19 protein-coding genes and 1 pseudogene are annotated in these 24,785 nt (G+C 62.3%); 10 read left to right on the top strand and 10 right to left on the bottom strand.

Translation table 11 applies throughout. The features are described 5' to 3' along the window. Positions 1-21 precede the first annotated feature (21 nt). Together L5014_RS26750 and L5014_RS26745 are read left to right on the top strand one after the other, a co-directional pair. A complete protein-coding gene (locus L5014_RS26750; protein ID WP_238466821.1) occupies positions 22-450 on the top strand; it encodes a hypothetical protein in 429 nt (142 codons plus the stop codon). A gap of 165 nt (positions 451-615) precedes the next feature. After that, positions 616-2,082, top strand: a complete 1,467-nt coding sequence (locus L5014_RS26745) for a UvrD-helicase domain-containing protein (RefSeq protein ID WP_238466887.1) — start codon at positions 616-618, stop codon at positions 2,080-2,082. Positions 2,083-2,559: 477 nt separating this feature from the next. Here the strand turns inward: L5014_RS26745 and L5014_RS26740 are convergent, their stop codons facing one another. Further along, entirely contained in the window at positions 2,560-3,609 is a 1,050-nt protein-coding gene (locus L5014_RS26740; protein ID WP_238466820.1) for a PDDEXK nuclease domain-containing protein, read from the bottom strand. 358 nt (positions 3,610-3,967) lie between these two features. On the opposite strand from L5014_RS26740, the gene L5014_RS26735 reads away from it, so the two are divergent. After that, entirely contained in the window at positions 3,968-4,696 is a 729-nt protein-coding gene (locus L5014_RS26735; protein ID WP_238466819.1) for a GntR family transcriptional regulator, read from the top strand. 139 nt (positions 4,697-4,835) lie between these two features. Here the strand turns inward: L5014_RS26735 and L5014_RS26730 are convergent, their stop codons facing one another. The 9 genes from L5014_RS26730 to L5014_RS26690 all read right to left on the bottom strand — a co-directional run bounded on the left by L5014_RS26730 (position 4,836) and on the right by L5014_RS26690 (position 15,497). Further along, on the bottom strand, positions 4,836-5,840 hold the full coding sequence (locus L5014_RS26730; protein WP_238466818.1) for a LysR substrate-binding domain-containing protein: 1,005 nt from the start codon (positions 5,838-5,840) through the stop codon (positions 4,836-4,838). A 195-nt stretch (positions 5,841-6,035) separates the two neighbouring features. Then, on the bottom strand, positions 6,036-7,529 hold the full coding sequence (locus L5014_RS26725; RefSeq protein ID WP_238466817.1) for an aldehyde dehydrogenase: 1,494 nt from the start codon (positions 7,527-7,529) through the stop codon (positions 6,036-6,038). Positions 7,530-7,546: 17 nt separating this feature from the next. Further along, complete coding sequence (locus L5014_RS26720; protein ID WP_238466816.1) at positions 7,547-8,878, bottom strand: NAD(P)/FAD-dependent oxidoreductase; 1,332 nt, start codon at positions 8,876-8,878, stop codon at positions 7,547-7,549. Positions 8,879-8,887: 9 nt separating this feature from the next. Next, positions 8,888-9,775: a dihydrodipicolinate synthase family protein gene (locus L5014_RS26715; protein WP_238466815.1), complete on the bottom strand. Its 888-nt coding sequence runs from the start codon at positions 9,773-9,775 to the stop codon at positions 8,888-8,890. Positions 9,776-9,848: 73 nt separating this feature from the next. Beyond that, positions 9,849-11,144 (bottom strand): serine hydroxymethyltransferase, encoded by a 1,296-nt coding sequence (gene glyA / locus L5014_RS26710; RefSeq protein WP_338019335.1) that lies wholly within the window; start codon positions 11,142-11,144, stop codon positions 9,849-9,851. 101 nt (positions 11,145-11,245) lie between these two features. Further along, positions 11,246-12,124: a glycine betaine ABC transporter substrate-binding protein gene (locus L5014_RS26705; RefSeq protein ID WP_238466814.1), complete on the bottom strand. Its 879-nt coding sequence runs from the start codon at positions 12,122-12,124 to the stop codon at positions 11,246-11,248. A gap of 81 nt (positions 12,125-12,205) precedes the next feature. Next, positions 12,206-13,087 (bottom strand): ABC transporter permease, encoded by an 882-nt coding sequence (locus L5014_RS26700; RefSeq protein WP_238466813.1) that lies wholly within the window; start codon positions 13,085-13,087, stop codon positions 12,206-12,208. Next, entirely contained in the window at positions 13,084-14,373 is a 1,290-nt protein-coding gene (locus tag L5014_RS26695; protein ID WP_238466812.1) for a quaternary amine ABC transporter ATP-binding protein, read from the bottom strand. The genes L5014_RS26700 and L5014_RS26695 overlap by 4 nt, the downstream gene beginning before the upstream one ends. A 695-nt stretch (positions 14,374-15,068) precedes the next feature. After that, positions 15,069-15,497 carry a hypothetical protein gene (locus L5014_RS26690; protein WP_238466811.1) on the bottom strand — a complete coding sequence of 143 codons (429 nt, stop codon included), beginning with the start codon at positions 15,495-15,497 and terminating at the stop codon, positions 15,069-15,071. Here L5014_RS26690 and L5014_RS26685 point away from each other — a divergent pair. The 7 genes and pseudogenes from L5014_RS26685 (at position 15,496) to L5014_RS26655 (ending at position 24,597) form a co-directional block, all read left to right on the top strand. Then, a complete protein-coding gene (locus L5014_RS26685) occupies positions 15,496-16,017 on the top strand; it encodes a hypothetical protein (protein ID WP_238466810.1) in 522 nt (173 codons plus the stop codon). The two genes, L5014_RS26690 and L5014_RS26685, sit on opposite strands and share 2 nt — an antisense overlap. Before the next feature lie 361 nt (positions 16,018-16,378). Further along, a pseudogene (locus L5014_RS26680) lies at positions 16,379-17,599 on the top strand (ROK family transcriptional regulator); the annotation flags it as partial. Positions 17,600-17,746: 147 nt separating this feature from the next. Continuing rightward, the gene (pgi, locus tag L5014_RS26675; RefSeq protein ID WP_238466809.1) at positions 17,747-19,411 is read left to right on the top strand and encodes a glucose-6-phosphate isomerase; all 1,665 of its coding nucleotides are present in this window, start codon (positions 17,747-17,749) and stop codon (positions 19,409-19,411) included. A 36-nt stretch (positions 19,412-19,447) separates the two neighbouring features. Continuing rightward, entirely contained in the window at positions 19,448-20,386 is a 939-nt protein-coding gene (locus L5014_RS26670) for a carbohydrate kinase family protein (RefSeq protein WP_238466808.1), read from the top strand. A 14-nt stretch (positions 20,387-20,400) separates the two neighbouring features. Next, on the top strand, positions 20,401-21,882 hold the full coding sequence (gene zwf, locus L5014_RS26665) for a glucose-6-phosphate dehydrogenase (RefSeq protein ID WP_238466807.1): 1,482 nt from the start codon (positions 20,401-20,403) through the stop codon (positions 21,880-21,882). 42 nt (positions 21,883-21,924) lie between these two features. Further along, entirely contained in the window at positions 21,925-22,953 is a 1,029-nt protein-coding gene (locus tag L5014_RS26660) for a hypothetical protein (RefSeq protein ID WP_238466806.1), read from the top strand. A gap of 90 nt (positions 22,954-23,043) precedes the next feature. Beyond that, positions 23,044-24,597, top strand: coding sequence for a sugar ABC transporter ATP-binding protein (locus L5014_RS26655; RefSeq protein ID WP_238466805.1), 1,554 nt, complete (start codon positions 23,044-23,046; stop codon positions 24,595-24,597). Positions 24,598-24,785: the final 188 nt, after the last annotated feature.

The raw sequence follows: 24,785 nt of genomic DNA, 5'->3' as shown, positions 1-24,785 counted from the left end.
ACAACCTGGGTGAGTAGAGCCATGGTCGCAGTCAAACACGATGATCTTTCTTTGGCCTTCGACTTCGTCAGCTACGCGGCGCCAACGGAGCATAACGCGTATGTCTCGCTCGATACGGGCAAGATCTGGTGGACTTCGGATTCCGGCGACGCGTTCGACGAGGAGATTCCTGACGACCTTGAAACGTCAGATCGCTACCTTGCGATACCGCACAAGAACGAGCTCGATCTCGGAAGACGTCTCGCCTTGCGCTTTGTCGCGCAGGAGTTGCCTGCATGTTACGACCAGGCCGAAGGATTTTTCCGGCGGCAAGGGGCTTATGCGCATTTCAAGGATTTGCTGGAGCGTGAAGGCGTTCTCGAGCGCTGGTACTCGTTTGAAGCCGATGCAGTCGATAGCGCGCTGAGGCAGTGGTGTGCCGAAAACGGGCTTGAGCTTCTTGAGACGTGAAGGGCACTGTCAGCTTCCGCAACGCAAGGCGTGGTGTCTCCGGTCGTCAAACGCGGACGTATTCTGATGGCGCGTCCGGTGCCGCGCAGCGCTATCGGCTGTAGGCCTGCGAAAATCAGCGATTCCACATCGCCAGGAGCGACCGCACATGAGGTCTGGTATCTCGTGAAAAGGAGATTTGTCCCAACGGGCGAGCAGCAGGCCGTGATCGAGGCAGCGCTGCACGCCGGGGACCTGAAAATCAAGGCGTTTGCCGGCGCGGGCAAGACCTCCACACTCCAGCTCGTGGCCGAGCATTTCGGCCAGCGATGTGGCACGTACCTCGCATTCAACCGGGAAATCGCGGCGAGCGCGGCCCGGCGTTTTCCACCTCACATCGACGCACGAACGATGCATTCGCTGGCGTGGGCCTCCGTCAGCCCGTCGCTGCGAAACCGGATGAGTCTTCAGGGCGAGCCGCCGCACGAACTGGCTGCGCGTTACGGGCTTGGCCCGCTGGAAGTGCGGACAGTGACGGGCAAGGCCGTCGAGATCGCCCCGTTCGAAATCGGGCGGATGATCGCCGATGGGCTGGACAGGTTTTGCCGGTCCGCGGATGTCCGGCCGGCAGCGCAGCACATTGTCGTCGATGAAAAGATCGACGAAGCGGTGGCCGCGCAACTGCGCACCTACTTGCTGCATTACGTCGGGCGGCTGTGGGAAGAGGGTGCAGCAGTGCGCTCCACGAGCGCCATTTCGCCTGACGTGCTCCTCAAGCTCTGGGCGTTCTCGGAGCCACGCATTGAAGCCGACTACATCCTCTTCGACGAGGCGCAGGACAGCGACGGTGTCATACTGTCGGTCCTTGGCCGGCAGCGCCACGCGCAGATCATCTACGTGGGCGACCCTTACCAGCAGATCTACGAGTGGCGGGGCGCGGTTAATGCGATGGCGCAGATCGACGCACCCGAATGCGCGCTCACGGAGTCGTTCCGCTTTGGCACCACGTTCGCGGCGCTCGCCAGCCGGCTGCTCGCACTGCTCGGTGAGCGCACGCCCATCCGTGGACAGGGCGCCATCGGCTCGATCATGGTGGAAGACCCCGCGCTGGCGCCGCCGGTCGATGCAATCCTGTGCCGCAAGAACGTCACGGCGATCTGGCAGTTCGCGGCGGCACTCGAGGCGGGACATCGACCGGCGATACGGATGAGTCCGGCCGAAATTCTCGCCTATGCCGACGGCGCGGACCGGCTGCTGGCCGGCCAACGCGCGTTCCGCCCGGCGGCGTTTTCGCTGTTCGAGACGTGGGGCGACGCACAGACGTTTGCGCGCAGTGCATTCGGCCAGGACCTGCTGCCGGTTGTGCGCATCGTCGACGAACTGGGCACCGGCTATCTGCGGGCGCTGGCGCAGCGCTCGGCGGCGGAAGGCACCGCCGACTACGTGATCTCGACCGTCCACCGCGCCAAGGGCCTCGAATGGAAGCGGGTCAAGGTGGCGAACGATTTCCGCTTGCGGGGTGCCGATGGCAACCCGATGCCGGACGAGGGCGAGCTTCGCCTGCTCTACGTAGCCGTGACCCGTGCGCAGCATGTTCTCGATATCTCGGAGTTGCGCGACGAGTTGCTGCGGCTTTTCAGTCTTCGGCGCTAGAACGCGCCGGCCCGTCACGGTGAAAATTGTTGCGGGGGCCCTGCATCGGGCTGAGCGGGTTGGCACGGTCGAACGGACGCCGCGTTTGTCGCTCGCCCGCTGCGCCACGCGGCCGGGAACCGCCAAAGAAAACGCCCACGTTGTTCACGCAGGCGTTTCCGTGGCCCCGCTACCGCGCCCCACTGAACGGGGTTTCCCGTCCGTTACTGCTTCAGGGCCGGCTTCCGCGCGGCTCATATCTAGTATAGGACGCGCGGCGGAAGATCCAAGCTGGCTGAAAATATAGAGTCGGACTCGCACACAAAAGCTTTATCTCTCGCGTCCAGGATGGAAGCGGGTCAAGGTGGGCAATGATTTCTGCCTGCGCGGTGCCGACGGCAGCCCGATACCGGACGAGGATGAGCGTCGCCAGGTCTATGTGGCGGTCACCGACGCTAGTACCTGCCGGTGAAAGCGGCGCGCGTCGCCCGGCGATGTTTACACGGTGCCGTCCGGCAGGTCAGGACGCAGTTCGGCCTCGATCTGATCGATGGTCGGCAGCCCAGTCTCCAGCGAGGGCGGCACCTCGCGCATCAGTTGATACTCAGCGACGCCCATTGGCTTGGCCACGCCGCGCAGCGCATATTCCGCCACGAGCCGGTTCTTTTCCTTGCACAGCAGCAGGCCGATGGTCGGCTGGTCCTCAGGCGCCTTGACCTGCGCATCGATTGCGGACAGGTAGAAGTTCAGCTGGCCCGCATATTCGGGCTTGAACGGCGTCGTTTTCAGTTCGACGACGATATAGCAACGCAGCTTGAGATGGTAGAAAAGCAGATCGACAAAAAACTCGTCGCCGCCCACCTCCAGCCGGTACTGGCGCCCCACGAACGCGAAGCCGGCGCCCAGTTCGAGGAGGAAGCGCGTGATGTGCTGGGTGAGCGCACGCTCGATGTCGCGCTCCTGGGCGTTCTCGGTCAAGCCGAGGAAGTCGAAGATATACGGATCCTTGAGCACGTCGCGCGCGAGATCGGATTGCGGTGGCGGCAACCGCTCTGCAAAATTGGTGACCGCATTGCCAGCGCGTGCGTGCGCGGCCGTCTCGATCTGCATGACCAGCACGCTGCGCGACCAGCCGTGTTCGAGCACCTTGGCGGCATACCAGTCGCGATGCGCGGTACCTTTGACCTTGTCGAGCAAGGTGCAAAGGTGGAACCACGGAATTTGTGCAGCAGGCTGCTGCACAAATTCCGGATCCGGCCATGCTTGCGCAAGCGCGCGCATGTATTTCAGGTTGCGTGGCGAGAAACCGCGCATGTCCGGGAACGCGGACTTGAGGTCGCGCGCCAGCTGATCCACGACGGCGGCGCCCCATCCTTGTTGCTGCTGCCGCTGGAGAATATCGCTCCCGATCTGCCAGTACAGCTGGATCAGCTCCCGGTTCGCACTGGCGGCCGCGCGCTGGCGCGCGCGCTCGACGCGTTGTTTCAGCTCGGAAAGCCAGCGACGATAGTCGTCGCTCCCGGCGAGGTTGGTGAGGTCATTTGTCATGCATTGCGGGCGCTATGCACCGGTCGTCGGACCATCGAAGGTCAATTATCCTGTTGGCGGCACGTAGCCGGCAAGGCCGGTGGCCGACTAGTCGAAGCCGGATTATAGCATCGCACCCCATCAAAAACTTCGCTAAATTTTATTATGTAAAATTTTAAGCAAACAACCGCAAGGGCTCTTTGCAACCACAGCGCCCTTGCGGACTTCGGATATGAAAGCCGAGAGCGAGACGTTGAACCTGGCGCAGAGATTAAAAGCGGGAGGCGCCACCCTTCGCGAGCCTCTCTGCGGGATCTGCCTGGCTAGAATTTATAAAAGAGTAGATCCATAGTATACAAATCAAAGACAGAGCGCCCTCATGAAAGCAAGCCCCAATATCGACCCGGACGCCGAGCCCGCAGCGCCGACCGACCGTAAGGCGGCGCTGGGTGAGGCCTTGCGGCACCGCATCCTCAACATGGAAATGCGCCCAGGTGCAGTCGTCGACGAGTTGGCATTCGCTGAAGAATTCGGCCTCTCCAGGCCTCCGGTGCGCGAACTGATGCGCCAGATGGCGGCGGAAGGCTACATCGAACTCGAAACCAATCGCGCTGCTCGCGTTTCGTCGATGAACTATCAGTCGTTGCGCAGTTTCTTTCTCGCCGCACCGCTGATCTACATTGCCACAACCCAACTGGCCGCCACCAATGCCACGCCGGCCGACGTGGATCGCCTGAGGAAAATTCAGCAACGCCTCAAGACCGCCCTCAAGGAGGACGACGTCGACAGCCGCGTGCTCTATAACGACGCGTTCCATCTGGAAATTGGCAAGATGGCGCAAAACGACTACCTGATGCCGAGTCTGCGCCGTCTACTGATCGATCATGCGCGGCTCGGCAAGATTTTCTATCGGCATCCCGCCGTCGAAAACATGCAGCAGGACATGGCGGACGCGGTCGACCAGCATGAGCAGATCATCGACGCCATCGCACGGCACGATGCGCTCACTGCTGGCGAACTCGTTAAGGCGCATTGGGAACTGTCGCGCATCCGTATGGCGGAATACGCCGTGCCTGAAGGCGTCAATGTGCCGATCGGCATCGTCTGAGCATCAAGAACGCTTTCCCGCTGAAACCGATTAGCGTTGCCTTGTTCCTGCTTCTCATACTCCCCGCCTGCTTCAGATGATTCGGTGTCGTCACGTCGCCTTCGCCGAAGCAGTTGACCGTCACGTCTCCCCCACCAATTCACGCGGTTGTCACCGCAACGCCTGCGTCAAGCCAATCGTGCATCATGGTGCTCGCCTCATCACTGAGCCAGTTTCGAAACTGTAGATACTCGGTGCGGGGCCGTGCGTTGCGGTGCGTAATCAGATAGTGGTAGCGGTCTTTGAAGACGAGCGCGTCGGGTACAGGCCGTATCAGGCGCCCTTGCTCCACCTGAAGATGCAGAAGATGATGCCAGCCCAGCAGCGTTCCCTCGCCCGCTTCGGCCTGGGCGACGAGAAGCCGATAGTCGTTGCTCTCCAGATTCTTGTTCTCACCCGGTATGTCCGTGCCGTCCCCCTGCTGAAACCAGTTGCGCCACACGCGCCAGTCCACGTGTTCGCAGACCTGGGCTCGCCCCAGCAGCGAAAGATTCAGCGTGGGCGCCGAGAGCAGGTCGAGTGGCTTGAGCTTTTTGCCGCGAAAATGCCGGTCGTAAAACGTCGGGCTGCACACGGGGTAGACGACGTCGTGAAACAGCGGCTCGACCTCGTATTCCGGCTCGCGCGGCGGATTTTTCGTAATGATGATGTCGGGCTCCATGAGTTCGTCCAGCTCCATGAAGTGCTCCGTGACCATCACATGCAGCCGGACCTCCGGAAAGCGCTCGCGAAACGCCGGCAGGCGCTGCGAGAGCCACAGCGCCGAAAAGGTATGCGATACGCAAATGGTCAACGCATGTCTGTCCGTGCGGCGCACGGCCTCCGCCGCTTCTGCGATGTTCATGATGGAAAGGTATGACGCGTTGTACAAAATGCGTCCCGCATCGGTCAGCGCGATATGCCGGCCCGTGCGCTCGAACAGCGCGACGTCGAGGGAATCTTCGAGCTCCTTGATTTGTCTGCTGATTGCGGCCTGGGTGACGCACAGCACCTCCGCAGCCTGCGTGAAGCTCTCGTACCGCGCCGCTGTTACGAAGCATCGGAGCGCCCTGAGCGACGGCATCTGAGCGAGGAGTCTGTCTGCGAATAGTTGCTTCTTTAACATGGCGTGCGCTCTATAAACGGTGCTCGCATGGCGCATTCAAGCGCGCCACGAACCATAAAGGGATTCGGATGAGAATAGTTTGCGAGCCCGTTTGCCCGGTGGCAAGTGAGGAGATCCAGAATCAGGGCCTTATATTGAATGCCGCCATTGTGCGCGGTGGGCTACGCGCCCCTCGCGCGCTTGACTGCTGCCGCGTCAAGTGAGCTTCAGCCACGTGGTCTTCAATTCGCAATACTGGTCGTGCGCATAGACCGATTTGTCGCGCCCGCCAAACCCGGATTGCTTGAAGCCGCCGAACGGCGTGGAAAGATCGCCCTCACCGAAACAGTTTACCGTGACGGTGCCTGCACGGATACGCGCGGCAACCTTATGGGCGCTGTTTACGTTGTCCGTCCACAGCGAGGCTGCAAGACCATAGCACGTGTCGTTCGCGATCCGGATAGCGTCCTCCACGTCGTCGTATTCGATAAAGCACACGACCGGCCCGAACACCTCTTCGCGTGCGATGGCCATATCCGGCGTGACCTGATCGAAGATCGTGGGCTCGACGAACCACCCGCCCGTTTCGCTCAGCGCGGCACGTCCTCCGCAAATCACGCGCGCGCCTTGTGCCTTCGCCTTCTCGATGTGCGCGAGCACCTTCTCGTAGTGCTTTTGCTCGATCAGCGCGCCGAGTTTCGCGTCCGGGTCGAGCGGATCGCCCGTCTTCCAGCCCGCGAGCACGGCCTCGACTTTCTCGACCAGTTCTGCGCGCTTGCTCGAAGGAACGATAATGCGCGAACCCGCGCTGCAATTTTCTCCCATGTTCCAGAACGCGGCGGCGACGGCCTGCTCTGCAACAGTTTGGAGATTCGCGACATCGGGAAGAATCACCTGCGGATTCTTGCCGCCGCACTCCAGCACCACGCGCTTCAAATTGGTGTCCGCCGAATAATGCAGAAAGCGCTTGCCGGTTTCGGTCGAGCCTGTGAATGCCACGAGGTCGACATCGGCATGGCGGCCCAGCGCCTGCCCCGCCCCCTCGCCGAAGCCCGTGACCACGCTGAACACGCCTGCTGGAACGCCTGCTTCGAGCGCGAGGTCGGCAATGCGCAAGGTCGACAAAGATGTTTGCTCCGCAGGCTTCACGACCACGCTATTGCCCACCGACAGCGCGGGCCCGATTTTCCATGCCAGCATGAGCGCCGGGAAATTCCACGGCAGCACCGCGGCCACTACGCCGATCGGTTCGCGCGTGATCATGCTCACGACGTCGGCACCCGAAGGCGAAAGCGCGTCGTAACGCTTGTCAGTCACTTCGGCATGCCAACGAATGCAGGCCGCTGACTCGGGAATATCGAGCCCGAGGCATTCGCTGATCGGCTTGCCCGCCTCCAGTGCTTCGAGAAGCGCCAGTTCGTCCGCATGCTCGTCGATCAACTGCGCAAGGCGCAGCAGCACCGACTTCCTGTGAGCGGGCGAGGCCTTCGACCACACGCCGGATTCGAAGGACTCCCGGGCGGCGGCGACCGCGCGATCCACATCTTTGTCGGCGCATTTCGCCACTTCCGCGAGTACCTGGCCCGAAGCCGGGTTGAGCGTGGCGAACGTTTCGCCGGACGCTGCGCGACTGCGCTCGCCTGCAATGAATGCCCGGCCGTCGAGCGAAAGTTTTGCGGCTTTGTGCTTCCAGTCCTGATGCGTCGTCATCTCGTGTCCTTGGTTAATTAAAGCTCGGCACCCGCCGACATTTCCTTCGCCCAGATCGTTGCCGAGACCGCCACATCCACAATTGGGCGAACCGGCAGCGAACGCGGATGCGGCTGCTTCAGAAGCTGAAGCACGAGTTCACTGGTCCGGCCCAGCGCATATTCCGCAATCAGCTTGCCGGACGAAGAGCCTCGGCTGAGCCCAAGACCATTGCAGCCCACCGCTTCCAGGATGCCATCGTCGCGGCGCCCGAACAGCGCACCGTTGTTCGCGGAAAGACACAGCGGGCCGCCCCACGTGTACTCGAGCTCGACGCCCTCGAGCATCGGGAACCGGCGCGCGAACGAGCGCTGATGCAGCATTTTCGACTTCGCGAGATCGGCGTCCGACACCTGCAGCCGCGGACGAAATGCGAAATGGTTGCGCACGCAAATACGGTTCGTTCCGAGACGGCGCACGGTCGTACCCATCGGGTCCGCGGGAATCAGCGACCACGACGATGTGCCGCCCAGTCTCGCAACCTCTTGCGCCTTCAAGACGCGAGTCATCGATGCGAACGTGTAGACGGGCAGCAAGCCATTGGGATGCATGCCGAATGTCGCCGCATAAGCGTTGGTGCAGAGAATCACTTGCCCGGCGACGATCTTGCCGCCCGCGAAGTGCAGGACTTTCTCGTTGCCGCGATGCTCGATTTCGGTCACCGCACTCTGCTCGAATACCGTGACGTTCCTGGGCTGCGTAGCCGCCAGACCGCGCATGAGCGCAGCCGGCTGCACGGTGCTGCATCCCGGCGTGAACAGTGCGCCCTGATAGAAGTCCGTACCCGTCACCGCGCGAATGGCCGCTTGATCGAGCCACTCGAATGGTTCGTCGATGCGCGACAATCCTTGCGCAAAGTGCGTCAGCGCGTCGAAGCCCTTTTTATTCACCGAGGCGTGGAATTTCCCGTCGTCGCGCCAATCGCAATCGATATTGTGCTGGCGCACGATCGAGCGCACGTAGTCGATCCCGTGCCGCTGAAACCTTACGTCGGCCTTGTCCTCCGCCACGCTGCGCGAATAGCTTTCACTGCTGATGTCGTGCGGCAAATCGACGAAAAATCCGGAATTGCGCCCGGCTGTCGTGCGCCCGATGCGATCGGCCTCGACGAGCGCAATCGACGCATCGGGCGCCAGCTCGGCAAGCCGGCGAGCAGCGCAAAGCCCGGTAATGCCGCCGCCGACCACGACCCAGTCGTAACGATGCTGCGACGACACGGCCTTGACAGGCGCCGCAGGCGGGAGGCTCTCCCACCATCCATTGACGCCATCGGGCGCCGGAAACCGCGCGAATTCCAGATTCGAAGCCATGGTCTGTTATTACTGGGCGTTGCGAATCAGAGGTTTGACCAGTTGCGCAAACGCGCTGCGCTCCTCTTGCGTGAGCGAGCCGAGCGGCGCACGTGCAACGCCTACCGGAAGCCCTACCAGTTCGCAACCGTAGCGAACGTACTGGATGAATTTGCCGCTGCGCTCGAGCAGTTCGAGCACGGGCAGCAATTGCGTCATCAGCGTGCGGCCCAGCACGAAATCGTTCTGCTTCACGCATGCTTCGAAAAGCGCCGTGTGCGCTTCCGGCAGGAAGTTGGAGGCGCCGCCCACCCAGCTCTTTGCGCCCCACGCGAAAAATTCGAGCGCCTGGTCGTCCATGCCGCAACTGAGTACCAGCCGCTCCTTGAAATGCGTGACGAGGTGGTGCAGATGCGAAATATCGCCGGTGCTTTCTTTCATGGCGACAAAGTTCGGACGCTCAAGCAGCGTTGTCAGCACGCCATCGCCGATTTCCGTTCCCGTGCGAGCCGGAAAGTTGTAGAGCATGATGGGCATGTCGAGTGCGTCGTCCACCTTCAACATGTGGCTGAGCAGTTCTTCCTGTGTCGGCTGGGTGTAATACGGCGCGGCAACCAGCAGCGACGACAAGCCGGCCCGCTTGGCCTCCAGACCGAGGCGAATCACTTCCTTCGTCGTGGTCGCGTTGATGCCCGCGGTCAGATACGTTTTTCCGCCTGCTGCCTCGGCAACCGTGTTGAAAGTCTTCACGCGTTCCTCGAAGCTCAACGCGTAGTATTCGCCCGTGGTGCCGCCGATCCCGAGGCCTGAAACGCGGCCTGCGAGATTCGCTGCGTGCTTGCCGAGCAAAACGTGGTCGATTTCACCGTCTTCCTTGAACGGAGTGACCAGCGGAGTATGGACGCCCTCGAAGCTCATTTCGATTCCTCTCTTCAGTAATCTTCAAACAAATAATCTGGACTGCGTTGCAATTGCAGGCGGGCCACCCGGCTTAGGCGAGCGCGTCGGCGTGCGAATAAATCGGAAACTGGTTGCACAGATCTCTCACGCGGCTACGCACGGCGCGCTCGACCTGGTCGTCGCCGCCGGGCGTACGCTCCAGGCCCGCAAGGACTTCGAGAATCATCTGCCCGACCTGCTCGAACTGCGCGGTGCCGAATCCGCGCGTCGTACCGGCAGGCGTGCCAAGCCGGATGCCGGAGGTCACCGTTGGGTTTTCCGTGTCGAACGGAATACCGTTCTTGTTGCAAGTGATGCCGGCGCGCTCCAGGGCTTTCTCGGCCTGCGCGCCCGTGATGCGCTTCGCACGAAGATCGACGAGCAGCAGGTGGTTGTCGGTGCCGCCCGTGACGAGGGAGAGCCCGCCCGATTGCAGGACCTTGCCGAGCACCTCGGCGTTGTGCAGCACCCGGCCGATGTAGCCCGCGAATTCGGGTCGCAGCGCTTCGCCGAACGCCACCGCCTTGCCCGCAATGACGTGCATGAGCGGACCGCCCTGCAAGCCTGGGAACACGGAAGAATTGATCTTCTTTCCAATGTCGGCGTTGTTGGTAAGGATGAAACCGCCACGGGGGCCGCGAAGCGTCTTGTGCGTGGTCGACGTCACCACGTCCGCGTATTTGACCGGGTTGTCATGACGCCCCGCCGCGACGATACCGGCGATATGCGCCATGTCCACCATGAGCAACGCGCCCACGCTGTCCGCGATCTCGCGGAAGGCTGCAAAGTCGAGCGCCCGCGGGTAAGCCGAGTAACCCGCAATGATGAGCTTCGGCCGGTGTTCCTGCGCGAGCCGGCGCACGGCGTCGTAGTCGATACGATACGTTTGCGCGCTCACGCCATATTGCACGGCGTTGAACCACTTCCCGGAAAGCGCTGGCCGCGCGCCGTGCGTGAGGTGGCCGCCCGCGTCGAGCGACATGCCCATGACCGTGTCGCCCGGCTTGACGAGCGCGAGCATGACCGCGCCGTTTGCCTGGGCGCCCGAATGCGGCTGCACGTTGGCGTAGTCTGCGTCGAACAGCGCCTTCACGCGGTCGATGGCCAGCGCCTCGATCCGGTCGACGTGTTCGCAGCCGCCGTAGTAGCGCTTCGACGGGTAGCCCTCGGCATACTTGTTGGTCAGCACCGTTCCTTGCGCTTCCATGACCGCGGCCGAAACAATATTCTCGGAAGCAATCAATTCGATCTGCGTTTGCTGACGGCGCAATTCGAGCGCGATCTCCGATGCAATGACCGGGTCACGGCTCTGGAGCGTTTCAGAAAAGAAGCACGAATTCTCGCTCACAGGTCACTCCATGAAGTCATCGTGTCAAGGGGCCCTGCCAGAACATGAAGATCGCCAGGGGGCAGCGGGCCCTTCCTGCTCCCTGAACACGAACCTTATGGTTACTGCTGCAGCCAGGCTTTCAGCTTGTCCGGGTGCGCATCGACAAACTTCTTCGCGGCGGTGGCGTAGTCGTTCGTGCTGTTGCCTTCAAGTTCGATGGCTTCCACGTCGGCCAGCGTCAGCTTGAAATGCTTGAAGAACACGTCGGCGCGCGGGAACCTGGTGGCGAACTGCTTCGAAGCGAACGCGTGGATCTGCTCCTCGCCGCCCAGCGTGCCCTTGGGGTCCTTCAAATAGCGCATCTGCCATTTCTGCCAGAGCCAATGCGGGCTCCAGACCGTAGCGACCACCCATTGCTTCGTCTGATACGCACGCGACACCGCGGCCAGCATGCCGGCTTCGCTGGACGACTGGAGGTTGTAGCCGTTCAAGCCGTAAGCCTCGACCGACTTCTGGGAGGCCTGCATCAGGCCCGAGCCCGGACCAATGCCCTGAATCGTGCCGTCGAGCTTGCTCTTGACGTCCGGCTTGTTCAGATCCGAAATCGACGAAACTTCGGACTCGGGCACGTATGCGGGCACGGCCCAGCCGTTCCGGCCGCCCGTGTAGATGACGCCAACGTCATCCAGATCGTTCTTGTACTTCGCGTAGTACACGGCATGCGTAACCGGCAGCCAGCCGCCCACCATGATGTCGAGGTCGCCGCGCGCGACGCCCTGGAACTGAATACCGATGTCCGCATTGACGAACTTGACGGGCTGATTCAGCTTGGCTTCGAGGACGTACTTGGCGACGTTGGCCGTGGCGAGAACGTCTGCCCAGTCGGTAATCGCCAGCTTGATCGGCTCCGCCGCCGCCGCGGAACCAACAGCGCCCAGAGCGACGATTGTCGATAGCGCCACCTTCGCCGTGAGTGATTTGAGAATATCGCTGATCATCTTAGTACTCCGTATTTATATTGAAACTACTCATTCCGCCACGGTTGACCTGCCGGTGGTGCTGGGCAGGCCTGAGGCCGGTTAGCTATGCGCCGCTTCGGTAGCGCCCGCCTTGCCCACTTTCGTGACAGGTCTCCTCTTCTTCGACTTCACACCAAACGTCTCCGTCAGGCGGTCCAGCACGATGGCCAGCAGCACGACACCCAGCCCCCCTTCGAAGCCGATACCGATATCAAGGCGCTGGATACCGCTCAACACGTACTCGCCCAAGCCGCCCGCACCGATCATCGAAGCGATCACGACCATCGAAAGCGACATCATGATGGTCTGGTTCACACCGGCCATGATGGAAGGCAACGCGTTCGGCAACTGGATTTTCCAGAGCAATTGCGCGTCGGTACTGCCAAACGAGCGCCCTGCTTCCAGCAGTTCTTCGCGCACCTGGCGGATGCCCAGCGTGGTGAGCCGCACCACGGGCGGCATGGCGAACACCACGGTTGCGATCACGGCAGGCACGCGGCCCAGCCCGAACAGGATCACGGCGGGAATCAGATAAACGAATGCCGGCATGGTCTGCATGAAGTCGAGCAGCGAGCGCAGCACCATTTCCACGCGCTTGTTTCGCGCACCCCAGATACCGAGCGGCACGCCAACGATGAGGCTGAATACCGTGGCGGCCACGACGAGCGCGAGCGTGGCGACCGTTTGCGGCCACAGTCCCATGTAATGAATGAGCAGCAGCGCGATGCCAACGAACACCGCAAACGCGATACCACGGCGCCACAAGGCGAACGCAACGAGGAAGACGAGCATCGCGACGAAGGGAATGGCCCCCAGCCCGCTTTCCAGCAGCTTGACGACGGCACCCAGCGCCGCAGAAAACGCGTTGAAGCCGCCCTGGAAATGATTAAAAAGGAAATTGACGGCGTTCTCTGCAAACTTGCCGATGACTGACGAATTCATGCTGCCCTCCGCTCCATAACCTGCTTGAGTATCGTTCGGCACGACACGACGCCCGCGAGCTTGCCGGCAGCGTCCGTGACCGGCACGTCGTGTTGCTGGCTCAGGGCGATCGCGGAGAGTTCGTGCAGGTCGGTGTCTAGCGTGACCGGGCTCATGTCCCCGAGCAACGCTTCGCGCAGGGGCTGGGCGCCCGCTTTGTGCAGCGAAGCGGGCGTGACGCAGCCTTGGTAGCGGCCCGCTTCATCGCACACATAGCCACACTCGGCGCCGCTGTCGATCAGTTGATTGAGGTAACGCTCGGCAGGCGCGCCAATGTCGCCGGAGATCAGTCCATGCTCCACGCGCGTCATCAGGCTTTCGGCCTTGAGGAAGCGCGACACGTCCACATGACGGAAAAAGTCACGCACGTAGTCGTCGGCGGGTGACTGGATCAGTTCAGCCGGCGTGCCGACCTGAATCAGGCAGCCATCTTTCATGATGCCGATTCGGCCGCCAATCTTGATGGCCTCTTCGATATCGTGCGAAATGAAGACGATGGTTCGCTGCTCTTCCTTTTGCAGACGCAGCAGTTCGCTCTGCATTTCGAAGCGGATGAGCGGGTCGAGCGCCGAGAAGGCTTCGTCCATCAGCAGCACGGCGGGATTGACCGCCAGGGCGCGCGCCAGACCCACGCGCTGCTGCATGCCCCCCGAGAGTTCGCCCGGCAAGAGCTTTTCGTACGAACCGAGGCCCACGCGCTTGAGCGCTGCCCGCGCGATTTCATAGCGCTCGGCCTTCTTCATGCCCGCGACTTCCAGGCCGTATGAAATATTGTCGAGCACCGTGCGGTTTGGCAGCAGTGCGAACGACTGGAACACCATGGCCATTTTCTTGCGGCGCACTTCGCGCAGTTCGAGCGTGGACATCGGTGCAATGTCGCGGCCTTCGAGCACGACCTGACCCGCCGTCGGCTCGATCAGGCGGTTGAGCAGACGCACGAGCGTCGACTTGCCGGAGCCGGACAGTCCCATGATGACGAAGATCTCGCCGGCCTTCACGTTGAGGCTGACGTCGTTGACTGCCACCATGTTGCCCGTGCGCTTGAAGACTTCATCGCGACCCAGGCCCTGCTTGACCAGTTGTGCGGCAACCTCGGGCTTCGGGCCAAAGATCTTCGAAAGGTTCTTGACCGTCAAAATGTCGGTACCGGATATGGCAACGGGGCGGGCCACTGAAGGCATGCCCGCCGTGTTGATTGCACCTGGGGGGATCACGTCTCCCGGCGCGAACGTCAGATTTGGGCTCATTCGGTTTTCCCAGCTGGCTGGTTCAAAAATTGATACTGGCGAACTCCGGTACGGCCGGGAATGCTCGCGTGGCGAACCGGCTAACATCAGTGCTTACCCGGCTTCGAATTCAATGCCTGGGCAATTTCGCTTCTGCTGCTGCCGTTGATGCAGTGATTGCAGCGTATCAATTCAAATTGCGGCTTCCAGATACATTTTCTGGACCCTTTTCCATACCTTTGGTAATGCGAGCGGCACACTGTGTAAGCAATGAAACGCTTGGCGAATACGCAAACGAGGCGGGAATCCTCTATGGGCGGGGCTTTGCGGCTGACTGGATAACTCCAACCGCGTCGTTCGGCCATTCTTCGTCAATTGCCGAAAGCCGGGCGATCCAAGGGAAAGTCCTGGGAGGTTTTAGCCAGTTCCAGCTCAGGGAAAGTACCAGGAAGAGGCCTGAAACCTGGCGGTTCACGCCGCATTAAGAAGGAAAGCGGATTTTGCGCGTCAATTTGCTTTCAAATTGAGCGTTATATGGCTGTAGCTGCGTCGACCGGCAGACGTTCATAAAGGCGGCCCCTGGCGATGTGGAATCGCTGAGTTTCGCATGGCCCACAGGCGATCGCGCTGCGCGGCACCGGACGCGTCATCGGAACATGTCCGCGCTTGATCACAGGAAACAGCACACCTGGCGTTGCGAGAGCCAACAGCGTCCGTCATGTCTCAAGAAGCTCAAGCCCGTTTTCGGCACACCATTGCCTCAGCGCGCATTCGACAGCATCGGCTTCAAACGAATACCAGCCCTCGAGAACGCCTTCACGCTCCAGCAAATCCTTGAAACGCACATAAGCCCGTTGCCGCCGGAAAAATCCTTCGACCTGGTCGTAACACGCAGGCAACTCCTGTGCGACAAAGCGCAAGGCGAGACGTCTTCCGAGATCGAGCGCGTTCTTGTGCGGTATCGCAAGGTAGCGATCTGAAGTTTCAAGGTCCTCAGGAATCTCCTCGTCGGGAGCGTCGCTGGAATCAGAAGTCCAATAGATCTTGCCCGTATCGAGCGAGACATACGCGTTATGCTCCGCTGGCGCCGCGTAGCTGACCAAGTCGAAGGCCAAGGAAAGATCATCGTGCTTGACTGCGACCATGGCTCTACTCACCCAGGTTGATGTGCTCGCGCACCGTACTGTAGCCAGCGCGAAGTTCTCCGCGAAGCTCAAATGCACCCAGTGCAATCCGGTCGCCCAGCAGCCGGAGCGGGTCATCGCCAGAGCCGCAGTGTATGGTGTCCCAGGGCGGCGTCAGGTTGCCGCATTGTTCGCATCGCTCGTGTGCCATGTCGTGCCTGCTGTAACGGTGCGTCCTGCGATAGGCAGGAGGATGGATTCCGGTTGCCGTCTTCGGCAATATTCGTCGCCGTTGGCGGCGACAGGCAGCCCGACGAACGCCCAATGGTGCGCGTGGGAACCTGCGAACAGTATTTTGACAAAGACTGCGAGTGCCTGCCATGCTTCGGGCGCGAGCAGCGCTCAGACTGGCGTCGATCTTCTTTCGCAGCGTGGCCGGGAAGACGACACGCCGTCCGTGATCGACGCGTTCGATGAGCTTATTTTTGCACGCCATCCGCACACGAAAGAGGAATGCTTCCGCCCCGCCACGTCCGTATGAGCACTTGCACTTGCACTCGCAGATCGTCCCGAGAGTGCAACCGCGGCCAGTGCGCATCTTGACTCGTTTCACAGGCTGCGATCCGACCGCAGCCCGTTCATCCTCCCAAACGTCACACAAACGCCACTCAGTGCGCGTAGATCGACTGCTCCCCAGCATCGGCCACCGTGTGCCCGCCCGAGTCCGTGTGCTCGACATGGCGACGCCGCCCACCGCGCCGGGAGCGGTCAATCCGCTGAGTCGGCAACCTGATTCCACACCGGGATTTCCCTGGGCTGACAGATGCTCCTTCGCGCGCTTTAATAAATCAACTTGAATTAATTAATCGCTGCACAGACGGCTCGCCCGTTGGAGGAGATTCGTGAAAGGTCCGCATGCTGGCCAGGGTCGCCATTCGGCAAATGTGCGCCGGCATAACGAGCGCGTGCTGCTGCTGGCGCTGCGTCGTGCCGGGCAGGCCTCGCAAGCGGACCTCGCCCGACTCGCGAATCTGACCGGCGCCTGCGTGGACAGCGCTATCGCGTCACTCGCCGAAGCCGGACTGATCGAGTTCGCCCAACAGCATGTCGAAAGTCGGCGTGATTCATCGGCCTCGCGCGTACGCCTCGCACCACGCGGTGCATTCGGCATCGGCGTGCGGCGGGAGCACACCCGCATCGAGACGGTGCTGGTGGATTTCGCCGGCCAATTGCTCAAGCGACGGGTCCACGACCGGGTCCCCCCGCATCCGTCCGATGCCCTTGCGATCGTCCGGGATGACATTCACGACCTGCTGCGGTTGCTCACCGAGGAAGAACGCGCTCGGCTCGCCGGTGTAGGTGTCGCGCAGCCGCACTACGCCGCAAGCGGGCAATCTGTGCCACCTGAAGCGCTCCGTGCATGGGGTGAAGTCGATTTTCCGGCTGAACTTTCGCAAGCGCTTTCGCTGCCGGTATGGCGTGAAAACGAAGGAACGGCGGCCACGATTGCGGAACTGTTCTACGGCTGCGGACGCCAACGCGACGATTTTCTCTACCTGTTTCTCGGGCAGGCGATCGGCGGCGGCATCGCCGTCGACGGCGACTGTCTGCGCGGCGCAAGCGGCAATGCGGGCGATTTTGGCGCGATGCCCGTTTCGCCCCACAGGCTAGCGTCGGCGCCGCAGCTAATGGGTCGATGGGACCTTCTGCTTTCGCGCGCCTCGCTCGATGCCCTCGTACAGCACCTGCGTTCCCGCGGTGAACCGGTCGAGCATCGGGCGAGCCTCGAAGACTGCATTGCGCGGCGCCTGCCGGCGCTCGACGAGTGGCTCGACGATTGCATCGATGCGCTCGCCCCGGCCCTGCGCGCGATGGTGTGCGTGCTCGACGTGCCGGTGATCGTGATCGATGCCGATGTCGACGCCGGCTTCATCGAGCAGCTGATACGGCGCTTGCGTGTCGCGCTGGCCGCCGGCGCGCCGCAAGCGCGCGGGACGCCCAGGCTCCTGCGTGGTGCGTTTGGAGCGCATGCAAGTGCGATCGGCGCCGCCACGCTGCCCATGTTCTTTAACTTTTCTCCACGCGCTGACTCGCTAAAAGGCGGTGACGTTCAAGAACGTGACGATTGTGCAGTTCATCTGCAAGCCATCCAGACTCGACGAAGCCGAATGATCTCCAGCATTAATTTTTTGCATGGCACTTAGGATTCCGTAATGCGAAATGCTGGCGAAACCCCTTGACTCCTATCTTCTTTCACCTGCGGGATGAACATGTCACAACCGACCGTGCAGCAACCGGCCACACCCACGCTCACCCGGTCACCTGCGTGGCGCGCGCTCACCACGCATCGAGCAAGCCTCGCGCACGCGACGATCGGCAAGCTGTTCGCCGATGATCCAGATCGCGCTGCACGCTTCTCGCTGGAAGCGGCCGGCCTGTACCTCGATTACTCGAAGAATCTGGTGACGGCCGAAACGCTCGAACTCCTGTGCGCGCTCGCGCGCGAGACCGGCGTGGAAGAACGGCGGCGCGCAATGTTCGCGGGCGAGCGGATCAATACCACCGAAGACCGGGCGGTGCTGCACGTTGCGCTACGCGAACGCAGCGCCATGCCGATTCGTGTGGACGGCAAGGACGTAGTTCCTGAAGTCTCGGCGGTGCTGGCAAAAATGCGCCGCTTCACCGACGCCGTGCGCGATGGCATCTGGCGCGGCTACACCGGTCGAGCGATAACCGACGTGGTGAACATCGGTATCGGTGGCTCGGACCTCGGGCCGCGCATGGTCTGCGAAGCGCTGAAACCCTATGCGCACGAAGCGTTGACGATGCACTTCGTGTCCAACGTCGATGGCGCGGACATCGCCGAGGTATTACGCAGCGTCGATCCGGAAACGACGCTCTTCGTCGTGGCGTCGAAGACCTTTACCACGCGGGAGACGCTCGTCAACGCCCAAACCGCGCGCGCATGGTTAGTGGCGAGCGGCGCGCCCGAAGCGGCCGTCGCGAAGCACTTCGTGGCCGTTTCCACGAATACCCAAACCGTCGTCAGGTTCGGCATCGATCCGGAGAACATGTTCGGGTTCTGGGACTGGGTGGGCGGCCGGTACTCGCTCTGGTCCGCGATCGGATTGCCCATTGCGCTCGCGATCGGCATGGACGCCTTCGAGGCGATGCTCGGTGGAGCGCATGCGATGGACCGCCATTTCGTCGACGCACCGCTCGCAGAGAATCTGCCGGTGCTGCTCGCCTTGATCGGCATCTGGCACATCAACTTTTTCGGCGCGACGAGCCATCTGATCGCACCATACGACCGCTATCTGCACCGTCTGCCCGCGTATTTACAGCAGCTCGACATGGAGAGCAACGGCAAGTCCGTCACGCTTGCGGGCGAGCGCGTCGACTACGCGACCGGGCCCGTCATCTGGGGCGAGCCTGGCACCAACGGCCAGCATGCGTTCTTCCAGTTGCTGCACCAGGGGACCGCGTTGATTCCGGCGGACTTCATCGCCTGCATTCAGCCGCATCATGCGCTAGACGCTCACCACGAGATTCTGCTCGCCAATTGCTTCGCGCAATCCGAAGCGCTGATGAATGGCTCGCCAGCGGCGAATGAACCACACCGCAACTTCGATGGCAACCGCCCGACCAATACGATCTGTCTCGACAAGCTCGATCCGGCCTCGCTCGGCGCCCTGCTCGCGCTATACGAGCACAAGGTGTTCGTGCAAGGGGCAATCTGGAACATTAATTCGTTCGATCAATGGGGCGTGGAACTCGGCAAGCGGCTGGCCGTGACGATCGAGCGCGAGGTTGCCCATGACGTTGCCCATGACGTTGCCCAGCCGGACGCGGCACTCGCCCATGACAGTTCCACCAACGGTCTGATCGACCGTTTCAGGCAGCGGCGCAAGCAGCAATCCGCATCGGCAAACTGAGCCGGAAATTTAATTCGGTGAACTGAGTCCATTCGAATGACGACGAATCTCCCCAAACTGGTCGTGTTCGGCGAAGCCCTGACCGACTTTATCCGCGAAGACAACCAGCGCTGGCGTAGCGCGCCCGGTGGATCGTGCTGGAACGTCGCCCGCGTGGGCGCGCGCCTGGGCGTGCCCACGGGTTTTGCCGGCACTGTTAGCCGCGACACCTTCGGCGACGAGTTGATGCAGCAAAGCCAGCAAGCAGGACTCGACATGCGCTTCACGCGCCAGGTCGATCACGCGCCGCTTCTCGCCATGGTCGTCTCGAAGCACCCGCCGCAATATTTCTTTGTCGGCGAGAACAGCGCCGACCTCGCGTTCGACGCTCGTGCCTTGCCTTCGGGTTGGCTGGACGCGGCCCAGATCGTTCACTTCGGCTCGCTCAGCCTGGTCCGGCAGCCGCTGGCCGCGCACCTTCTGGAGATTGCGGAGGCCGCCCATGCGGCCGGCAAGCGCATCTCATTCGATCCGAACTACCGCGATCCGATGGCCGGCCCGGCCTATCGGAGCACACTGCGTCGCATGGCCGGGCTGGCCAGTTACATCAAGGTGTCCGACGAGGATCTGCGGGGCTTGTTTCCCGAACTGGACGAAGCCTCGGCACTCGCTCAACTGCGCGCGTGGGCGCCAACGGCGGCCATCCTCCTGACGCGCGGAGCCGACGGCATGCAACTGTTCACGGCGCGGGAGGTGTTGTTTCAGCCAGCGTTCGCGACCCGGGTGGTCGACACCGTTGGCTGCGGCGACGCCTGCTTTGGCGGATGGCTGGCGAGTCTGCTCACGCGACCCGATGCGCCACTGAACGCTCATCTGGCGTTTTCCGCCGCGTGTGCCGCAGTAACGTGCGCGCACGAGGGTGCCTACGCGCCGCAACGCGACGACGTGGCTGCGCTGACCGATTCCGCAAGTCTTTGTCCCGATCTCCAACACTGAACGCACTGAACGCCATGACGAAACGCTCTACCCGCGAGCCGGAACACCCTCCATTCGCCTTCGTCCTGTTCGGCGGAACCGGCGATCTCGCGATGCGCAAGATTTTGCCCGCCCTCTTTGCGGCACATCGTGACGGCCTGCTCGCGCCCGATGGCCAGATCGTCGCGGTCGCGCAGACGGCACTCGATACGAGCGGCTATCTGCGGTGGGTTCGCGAGCACGTGAAGCCCCATATTGCCGGCGCCGCGATCGAAGACCCGGCATGGCGAAGCTTTCTCGAGCGTATCGCCTACGTCATGCTCGACGCTGGCCAACCTGAAACGTATGCCTTGTTGCGCGATACGCTCGGTACGGCTCCCGGCCGGCGCATTTTTTATCTGGCGACGGGGCCCGCGCTGTTCGTGCCGATCTGCCGCGCGCTGGCGTCGGCCGGTCTCACCGAAGGCTCGCGCATCGTGCTGGAAAAGCCGCTCGGATACGATCTGGAATCGTCCAATGCGATCAACGACGCCGTCGGCCAGATTTTCGACGAAGACCAGATTTACCGGATCGATCACTACCTCGGCAAGGAAGCGGTCCAGAACCTGCTCGCACTGCGCTTTGGTAATTCGTTGTTCGAACCATTGTGGCGCCGCGAATGGGTCGAGAGCATCCAGATCACCGTCGCCGAGGAACTGGGCGTCGAAAGCCGCGGCAATTTCTACGATCAGACCGGTGCGTTGCGCGACATGGTGCAGAACCACCTGCTGCAACTGCTTTCCATCATCGCGATGGAGCCGCCACGCTCCATGGACGCCGATGCGGTGCGCGACGAGAAGCTGCGCGTGCTGCGCGCACTCAAGCCGGTGCTTGGCGATGAAATCCGGCAGAGCGTGGTCCGTGGGCAATATCACGCGGGCGCCATCAAAGACGCTTCCGTCTGCGCGTATCACGCGGAGCCGGGTGTCCGGCAAGGCAGCACGACCGAGACTTTCGTTGCGTTGAAAGTCGAGGTGGAAAACTGGCGCTGGGCAGGTGTGCCGTTTTTTCTGCGCACCGGCAAACGACTCGCGGGCCGCATCGCTGAAATCGTCGTCAACTTCCGGCCGGTGCCGCACTCGGCGCTGGGTCCGACGGCGTTGCGTCCGGGTTCGAACCGGCTGACGATCCGTTTGCAGCCTAACGAATCGATTCGCCTCAGCGCCCTCGCCAAGCAGCCGGGCATGGGCATGACCTTGCAAGGCGTGCATCTGGATCTCGCCTTCGATCAATTCTTCCAGCAGGACCGGATGGAGGCGTATCAGCGCTTGCTGCTCGATGTAATCGGCGGGCGGCTCGCCCTTTTCGTACGGCGCGACGAACAGGAAGCGGCATGGCACTGGGTCGCACCGATCCTCGAAGACTGGGCCACCCAGACCAGCTTGCCGAAGCCCTACGCGTCCGGCACATGGGGACCGGCGGCGGCCAGCGCACTGCTCGCTCGCCACAACACCTGCTGGCCGGAAGAAGAAAACTGATTCGGCACAGCGCTCTCCCCTTTCATCTCGAGACCAACGCGCATGGATAAAATCTGGCACCTGGAATGGCCTCACGGCTCCCTTGACGTTCACGCAAGGGGCGGCATGCTCGGCGGCGTTTCGCTGCGCAACGGTAACGGGCGCGTCGCGCCGTTTTACGAAGCCCCTTGGCTTAGCGATGAAACGCCCAGGCAGGCGGGATTGCTCGGCCAGCTCAGAAGCGAATTTCCCTGCGTTCCGTTCGGGGTGCCCTGGTCGGCCGAGTCGGCCGTGGAAAGCTGGCGTAAGAGTCTCGCTGCGTCAGTCGACGCACACGATGGCCCACTGGATGCGAGCGATGATCTGCTGCATGGTTATGTCTGCGTAGGTGAATGGACCCTCGTGCGCCAGACGGATCTCTCGATCGAGATTGCGCTCGACTATCCGCCTGAGTCGTCGATCGCCCGTGTCGTGCGCGTGATCCGTGCCGACCCCAACGGCCCCGCAATCGACTTCTCCGTGAAGATCGAGGCTCGCCGCAAGACACGCCGGCCGATTGGGCTGCATCCGAACCTGGCATTGCCGTCGATGGCCGGAGCCCTGCAAATCGAGCCTGGCGCGTTTCGCTTTGGCGTCGTTCATCCGGCCGGCCCCGAACCCGGTGTGTCTCATGCCGCGCCAGGCGCCGTTTTCGAGCAACTCGATCACGTCCCGCTACGTGCGGGAGGAACGGCGGCGTTCGACCGCTTGCCCTTCGCGCACGATACGGAAGAAATCATTCAGCTATGCGGCGTGGATGGGGCGGTCACCCTGAAGAATGAGGAATCCGAAGTTGCGTATCGTCTGACATGGGACGCCTCCATACTCCCATCACTTTTACTATGGATCAGCAACCGGGGCCGCACTTACAGCCCCTGGAACGGCCGCAACCTGTGCGTGGGCGTCGAGCCTGTGGCAAGCGCATTTGAACTCGGCTGCCGCCCTTCGCTGGCGGCAAACCCCATCAATGCGAGAGGGATTCCAACCGCGGTCTCGCTCGAGCCGGGTCATCCGGTTGAAATGGCTTATCGATTCGAGGTCGTGACGCCATGAATGATGCGAGCCAGACGTATGCCCGCACCGATGACCGGTATCACGGCGAGAAAGCGGATAACCCTTACGCTCAAGCGCAGGAGGAGAGCCATGTCGCGCTCTGAATCGACGCCCCCGCTGCTGGAAATGCGGGGCATCAGCAAGACGTTTCCCGGCGTGCGCGCGCTCGACAAGGTGCGCCTCTCGGTCTGGCCCGGCGAAGTGCATTCGCTGATGGGCGAGAACGGCGCGGGCAAATCCACGCTCATGAAGATTCTCTCGGGCGCCTATCAGGCCGATCCTGGCGGCGAGATCGTGATCGACGGCAAGACGGTCGTGATCGACGGCCCGCTCGCCGCGCGTGAACTGGGCGTGGCCGTGATCTACCAGGAACTGAGCCTCGCGCCGAATCTTTCCGTTGCCGAGAACATTCACGCGGGCCGCGAGCTGCGCCGTGGCGGCGGCCGCTTCGGCATGGTCGACCGCGCCGCCATGGAGCGCGGCTGCGAAGACGTGCTCAAGCGCCTGGGCGCCACCTTCGGGCCCACGACGCTGGTGGGTTCGCTCTCCATCGCCGAGCGCCAACTCGTGGAAATCGCCCGCGCCGTGCATAGCGACGCGCGCATCATCGTGATGGACGAGCCCACCACGCCGCTCTCCTCGCGCGAGACCGAGCGCCTCTTCAAGCTCATCCGCCAGTTGCGCGAGGAAGGACTCGCGATCATCTACATCAGCCACCGCATGGCCGAGATTTACGAACTGTCCGACCGCGTTTCCGTGCTGCGCGACGGCAGCTATGTGGGCACGCTGATGCGCGACGCGCTCAACGCGGAAAGCCTCGTGAGCATGATGGTGGGCCGCGATATTTCGGGGTTCTACAAAAAAGAGCATGCGCCTTACGATCCGGGCAAGGTGGTGCTCACCGTGCGCGATGTGGCCGATCACAACCGCGTGCGCGGTTGCAGCCTCGATCTGCATGCGGGCGAAGTGCTCGGCATCGCGGGCCTCGTGGGCGCGGGCCGCACCGAGCTGGCGCGTCTGATCTTCGGCGCGGAGCCGCGTGCGCGCGGCGATATCGCCATCGACGGGCGCACGCTCACCGTGCACGGGCCGCGCGACGCCATCGAAGCGGGCCTCGTCTATCTGACCGAGGACCGCAAGCATCAGGGCCTCTTTCTCGACATGAGCGTGCGCGACAACATCAACGTGGCCGTGGCCGGACGCGACGCGCGCTTCGGCGTGCTCGACCTCGCGCGTGGCTCGTCGCGCGCGAAGGACTCGATCCGCGCCCTTTCCATTCGCGTGCCGAATTCCCGCGTGAACGTGGGCGCGCTTTCGGGCGGCAATCAGCAGAAGGTGCTGCTCTCGCGCCTGCTGGAAACGAAGCCGCGCGTGCTGATCCTCGACGAGCCGACGCGCGGTGTGGACATCGGCGCGAAGTCGGAGATCTACCGCATCATCAACGAGCTCGCCAAAACCGGCGTGGGCATCATCGTGATTTCGAGCGAACTGCCCGAGATCATCGGCGTGGCCGACCGCGTGCTCGTGATGCGCGAGGGCGTATTCGCCGGAGCACTGGGCGGCTATACCGGCAAGCCCATCACGCAGGAAGCCATCATCGAACTCGCTACCGGCTCGCAAGGCGCGCTGGACGAGGCCGCCTGAATTTGACGAACTCGTCTGACACACCCGCTGATGCACCTGCTGATGCACCCGCTGATGCACTCGCTAACGCACCAGTCGAAGAGATATTGAGGAGCACGACATCATGAAAAGCAGTCTTCCCCGCCATGGCGTTGCAGCGTCGCCCGCCCAGCCCACGCAATCCACGCAGCCCACTTCCGGCAGCACGG

The sequence above is a fragment of the Paraburkholderia tagetis genome, assembly GCF_022213065.1.
Taxonomy (GTDB): Bacteria; Pseudomonadota; Gammaproteobacteria; order Burkholderiales; family Burkholderiaceae; genus Paraburkholderia; species Paraburkholderia tagetis.
Note: the sequence above shows the minus strand (reverse complement) of the source record. Positions and strands in the feature narration are given on the sequence as shown.